Source organism: Stenotrophomonas sp. 2YAF22 (assembly GCF_052114665.1).
Lineage (GTDB): Bacteria > Pseudomonadota > Gammaproteobacteria > Xanthomonadales > Xanthomonadaceae > Stenotrophomonas > Stenotrophomonas indicatrix.
This window is the reverse complement of the sequence record NZ_JBFRFE010000690.1, coordinates 1-2,101: the sequence shown is the minus strand read 5'-3', so window position 1 is coordinate 2,101 and position 2,101 is coordinate 1. Positions and strand designations below refer to the sequence as shown.

1 protein-coding gene is annotated in these 2,101 nt (G+C 65.3%); it reads right to left on the bottom strand.

What is annotated here, in order from left to right:
• Positions 1-25: 25 nt before the first annotated feature.
• Positions 26-2,068 carry an esterase/lipase family protein gene (locus AB4Y84_RS19975; protein WP_442250758.1) on the bottom strand — a complete coding sequence of 681 codons (2,043 nt, stop codon included), beginning with the start codon at positions 2,066-2,068 and terminating at the stop codon, positions 26-28.
• Between the last annotated feature and the right edge of the window lie 33 nt (positions 2,069-2,101).

Genomic DNA, 2,101 nt, shown 5'->3' with positions numbered 1-2,101 from the left:
GGCCGGCAACGTCCGCGGTGTCCCGTTATGGCCGCGCCACCGTACCCACTTCATCGATGTCCTGATGCAGGATGCGGCGCACTTCCAGAACCGCCTGCGGCGTCTCCTGCACGCTGTGGCCGGAGATGATCACCTTCTCCGACAGCGCGCCCGGCAGGTGCGAACTCCAGTACGGCACCAGCCCATCGTCGGACTTTTCCACAGGCAGTTCCGGTTTGCGCTGGGCGATGATCGAGTGGTACTTCAGGCCCGGCGTGATCGGGAGCTGCGCAGCGGCTTTCACGAACGGGTCGCTGGCCTTGAGGTTGTCGATGCTGTTGGGAATCTTCGGCTTGGCCGTGCCATCCGCCTGCTGCTCGGCCTGCGCCAGTGCCAGGAACACATCCTCGAACTTGCCGAGGATGGTCAGCGGCAGGCGGACCAGGCGGCCGATCAGGCGACCGACCTTGTTGCCGGCGATGTCCGTGCCCTGGTGCGGAGCCGCGATGAAGATCGCACGCTCCACGTTCGGCTCAGCCTTGAAGTGCAGCAGCGGACCCAGCTTGGACTGTACCCTCTTCAGGCGTTCGCCCTTCAGGTCGTAGTTGGCCAGCAGATCGTTCCACAGCACATCCCCCGAGTCGCTGACCAGCAGCCGCGCCAGCACGCCGCCCATGCTGTGGCCGATGTAGACCATGTCCTTTGAGGCGCGCGTGCTGCCGTTGGGGTCGAAATGCTGCAACGTGTCGTTGAACGCGTTGGCGATCTCATAGCGGTTGAGCGCGATCGGCGCATTGGTCGGGTAGTACACCTGCCACACCTGGAACTGCTGGCGCAGTTCGGGGTCACCCATGATCTCGTTGGCCAGGTTCACCCACGCTTCCGGGCTGCTRCCCAGGCCATGCAGCATGAAGATGATGCGGCGGTTCGGGTCCCACGGCTGCATCAGGTAGATGTGCGGCTCGCCGATGCCCTCGCTCATGCCGAACAGGGTGCGCAGCGACTGCGTGGCGAACCCGCTCTGCGCCAGCCACAGGCCGTAGGCGGCGGTGAAGTTGCCCGCCAGCGGCACCTCTTCGCCATGCAGGGTGATGCGCTCGGTGGCCTCGGGCGAATAGCCATCCAGCAGCACCTGGCGGGTGCGCATCACGTCTTCCAGCGTGTTGCCTTCAAAACGCAGCAATGCCGTGACGTTGATCGAGGACATCTCGCTGTACTCGGGCACCGAATCATCGTGCTGGTGGCGGCGTCCGCGGCGGACGCCCTCCTCCTTCTCCTCCTTGGTGGCCTGCGCCTGTGCCGTTTCGGCCTTGGCCCCTTCCGCGGCGACGGCAGGCACCACCAGCTTCGGCGGGTCCATCACCATCACCAGCTCGGCGCCGAAACCATCGCGGCGATAGGTGCTGCGCATGCCGACGAAGCTGACGGTACCGGCCGGCACCAGCTGCTTGGGGATGCTCTTCAATGAAAGGCGCTGGAAATCGGAAGCCAGCGTCCAGCTGCCCGCCGACACCGGCTTGGTGTAGTCCTCGCCGGCCAATGCTGCGGCACGGGCACGCGCGAACAACACCACGGCGGCCTTCTCGGCAGCATAGTTGTAGTAATCGCGTACCTGCGTCTGCCGATCCTCGAACGCGCGATCGGAGGGCGAGCGCCCGCTGTAGAACAGATAGGCATAGCCATAGCGCGCCGCCTCCAGCCACGCATCCAGCGCTGCATCGCTCATCGGCGGTTCGTTGGCCGCCTGCTTCTTCGGCGTCAATGCCAGAGCGGCCTTCACCCACAGCTCGGACAGCGTCGACAACCGCTGCTCGACGTTGAGGTCATCGGTCATCAACAGCGTGCTGCGGCAGACCAGGAAGTCCTTCTCGCACTGCGATTCGTCCAGCCCGGCCGCACTCAGCGTCTCGCGCGAGGCGGGGCTGAGCTTGCCGGTGTTGAGCACATCGGCGCGCTTGTTGACCAGGTAATCGCTGGATGCCACCTGCTTGACGGTGACCATCGCGCAGCCGCTGCCACCCAGCAGCAGGAAGACAGCCAACAACGCCGGCAGCGCGCGCTGCCAGCGGAACAGGATCATCGGGGTCATTGCTGCAGGTCCTGCTCGGTGCCAGGGATGCCC